The organism is Bradyrhizobium sp. UFLA06-06 (assembly GCF_054820065.1).
This window is the reverse complement of the sequence record NZ_JADFUD010000142.1, coordinates 1-2,950: the sequence shown is the minus strand read 5'-3', so window position 1 is coordinate 2,950 and position 2,950 is coordinate 1. Positions and strand designations below refer to the sequence as shown.

The window sequence follows — 2,950 nt, the reverse complement described above, 5'->3', positions numbered from 1 at the left end:
GTGAGCGTCATCCGGCGACCACGCACTGAGGGTTGATCTGGTCGGCTAGGAAGATCTCGTGGATTGGTTCGTCACGAGGTCACCATGTCAAAAGATAGTTGTAAGGATGGCGATAAGGATAGGCATGCGCCTATCCATGAGGACGGCTCCGACACGCTGCAGCGCGTCGAGATCATCACGGGGACCGGCCGACGACGGCGCTGGTCGACCGATGCGAAAGCGGCGATTGTCGCGGAGAGTTTCGCGCCGGGTGCAAGCGCTTCCGGGGTGGCGCGGCGACACGACATCAGCCCGAGCCTATTGTTTCTTTGGCGTCGTCAGGCAACGCGGGCGAAGCTCGCGGAGCGCAGGGATGGAGGCGTGCCATCAGACTTTGTGCCGGTCGCGATCACGGGCTGCGGAGGCAAATTGCCGCCATGCGAGGAGCAGGGGGCGATTGAGATCGACGTCGGCGTGGTTCGCATCCGTGTCGTGGGAACGGTCGACCGGCGAGCACTCTGCGAGGTGCTTGCGGCAGTCGGGACGGTTGGCCGATGATCGGGCTCCGCGCTGGGTTACCGATCTGGATCGCGACGCAGCCGGTCGATTTCCGTCGCGGCATGGACTCGCTGGCGATGCTGGTGAGCGAGGCGTTTGGAGCCAATCCGTTCGACGGCGGGCTGTGGGTGTTTCGCTCCAAGCGCCGAGATCGCGTGAAGATCCTGACCTGGGACGGAAGCGGCCTTGTTCTTTACTACAAGAGAATCGAAGGGCAGTTCAGCTGGCCGCCGATCAAGGAAGGCGTCATGCCGCTATCTCATGCTCAGCTCTCGGTGCTGCTCGATTACGCATGTTGATGCCCCTCCTCGTGAGGCTCAGTGATTCTGAGATCGAGATGATCGAGCTCATGATTGCGTAGTTTTCGAACAGCCTCAATCACGCGCGACGTGTTGGAGAACAGATGTGCGCCGGAAGGATGACGATCGATCAAAAGGCGCCCTTGCCTGATCTGAACGTAGAGCCAGTTCACGGGAATGTTCAATACGCTGGCAAGTTGCTGTGCGCTGAGCAAGTCGGTTGAATGCCGCCATCGTGTACGTTGCTCGGTAAGCCCCTTGAGGCCGGCGTGCAAGCGAATGCGCTGGACGGTGATCGGCAGCACCTTGTCGGTGCAATTTGGTGATCGGTGTCCTTCGCTCGTCAACATGGCAGCGATCTCGTCGTCGTGCATCTTGGCGCGGGCGAGCTCAAGCACGCGTTCTCGCATCTCCGCGCCTTGGGTAAGATCCGCTACTGAGTTGACGCGCATCTTTACCTCGATGTCGGTGACGGCTCCGCCGCGCCAGACGATCCTCATCCTGACGACGTCGTGCTCGCCGCGGTCGAGGATCACCTTGTCAATGAGACAGCGCAGCAGCGCCTTGCGTTTCGCGTCGGTCGTGCGCGGGTCCGTCCAGATCTCAGGCAGACGGCCGGAGAGGCGGACGATTTTGTCGTTCAGCGCCTTGTTGCCAACGGTGATCTGAGCGATAGCCTGGGGAGACTTCAAACGGGCCAGGGCCTCCTCTGCCACTCGGACCTCCTTCAGAGCCTCCTCCCAACGGCGCTCGAGCTCGGCGGCGACAAGCCGGTTGTCAGGATCGACGCGGTTGAACTGACGTTCGGCGAGCGCTGCTTCGTAGCGCCGGCGTTCGAGCTGCTGCTCGGCACCGCTCTGCATTGCTTTGTACGCCTGTTGCTGAGCGCGACGAGCGCACGACAATGCGTCGATCTAGGCCGGCGCCAGCGCTGTGAGGAACGCTTGCGCCACGGCGGCGTCAACGCGGCGAGCACGGATGTATTGGCACGCCGGCAGCCCCTGATGCGAACGCAGGTGATTGCAGACGTACTCGGCGCCCCCCTTGTAGCGAGCGTACATCTTGTGACCGCATCTTCCGCACCATGCGATGCCTTGCAGCAGTAGTTCGCCCTCACGTGGAGCACCCCTGGTCTTGTTGCGCATGTATTCTGCTCGGTTGTCGCTGACGATGCCCCTGATTTTCTCGTAGCTTTGCCAAGCGATATAGGGAGGATAGCGGTCCTTGACGATGACCCGCCATTGCTCGATCGGCTTCGGCACCTTCGTCGGTAATCTTCCGTCCGACAGTTTGCGCAGTCGTGTCCGTCCGTAGACGAAGGCGCCCGCATAGGCAGGATTCTTCAGAATCGCTGCGACCGCGGATGTCGTCGCCCGCGCCCAATGCAGATCGCCGTGACGATCGCGGCGCGGCAGCTCCAGACCACGGTCGTTGAACTCACGCATGACCTTGGCAATGGTGCGCACTTTCAGGAAGGTCTCGAACAGCAGCTCGAGCCGTTCCTGCACCTCCAGGTTCGGGTCCTTGACGACGACGCCAGAGGGATCGCGGACAAGGCCGATCGGTAAGGTGAGCGCAAGCTCACCGCGCTCCGCCTTGGCAAGAAGACCAGCCGTCAATCGACTACGTATCGTATGGAGCTCGAGCTCCGATATCGTCCCCTTTAGGCCGAGCAGCAGTCGGCCATTCGCGCTGCCAGGGTCATAGACGCCATCACGGTCGGCGATGAGGCAGCCGTGCAGGCCGCAGATATCGAGCAGCGGATACCAATCCGAGCAGTTGCGGGCGAGGCGCGTCACGTCGATCGACAGGATCAGACCAACCTCTCTGAGCCCAACACGTCCGACCAACTCCTTGAAGCCGCTGCGCTGAGCCGCCGACGCTCCACTGATGCCGAGATCAGCGTCGATGACGTCGATGCCAGCTTCGGGCCAGCCGAGCTCGATGGCGCGTTGGCGAAGCGCGTATTGCAATCGCAGACTCTCTTGGTTGGTCACCACCTGATGGGTCGTCGACTGCCGGATGTACACGACCGCCCGTCGCGCCAGGTGTATCGGCTTGACCAGCTCGGATTTCATGACTTGCCTCCGCCAGCACTGCGGCGACCTCGTTGA

At 61.8% G+C, this 2,950-nt stretch carries 4 protein-coding genes; 2 read left to right on the top strand and 2 right to left on the bottom strand.

The annotated features are described in order from the left end of the window. Positions 1-84: 84 nt before the first annotated feature. Both tnpA and tnpB read left to right on the top strand, forming a co-directional pair. A complete protein-coding gene (gene tnpA, locus IF803_RS42325) occupies positions 85-537 on the top strand; it encodes an IS66-like element accessory protein TnpA (RefSeq protein WP_461196140.1) in 453 nt (150 codons plus the stop codon). Further along, positions 534-836 (top strand): IS66 family insertion sequence element accessory protein TnpB, encoded by a 303-nt coding sequence (gene tnpB, locus IF803_RS42320; RefSeq protein ID WP_461196139.1) that lies wholly within the window; start codon positions 534-536, stop codon positions 834-836. The genes tnpA and tnpB overlap by 4 nt, the downstream gene beginning before the upstream one ends. On the opposite strand, the gene IF803_RS42315 is transcribed toward tnpB, so the two are convergent. Beyond that, positions 824-1,699: a hypothetical protein gene (locus IF803_RS42315; protein WP_461196138.1), complete on the bottom strand. Its 876-nt coding sequence runs from the start codon at positions 1,697-1,699 to the stop codon at positions 824-826. The two genes, tnpB and IF803_RS42315, sit on opposite strands and share 13 nt — an antisense overlap. A 51-nt stretch (positions 1,700-1,750) precedes the next feature. Then, positions 1,751-2,914 carry a recombinase family protein gene (locus tag IF803_RS42310; RefSeq protein WP_461196137.1) on the bottom strand — a complete coding sequence of 388 codons (1,164 nt, stop codon included), beginning with the start codon at positions 2,912-2,914 and terminating at the stop codon, positions 1,751-1,753. Positions 2,915-2,950 lie beyond the last annotated feature (36 nt).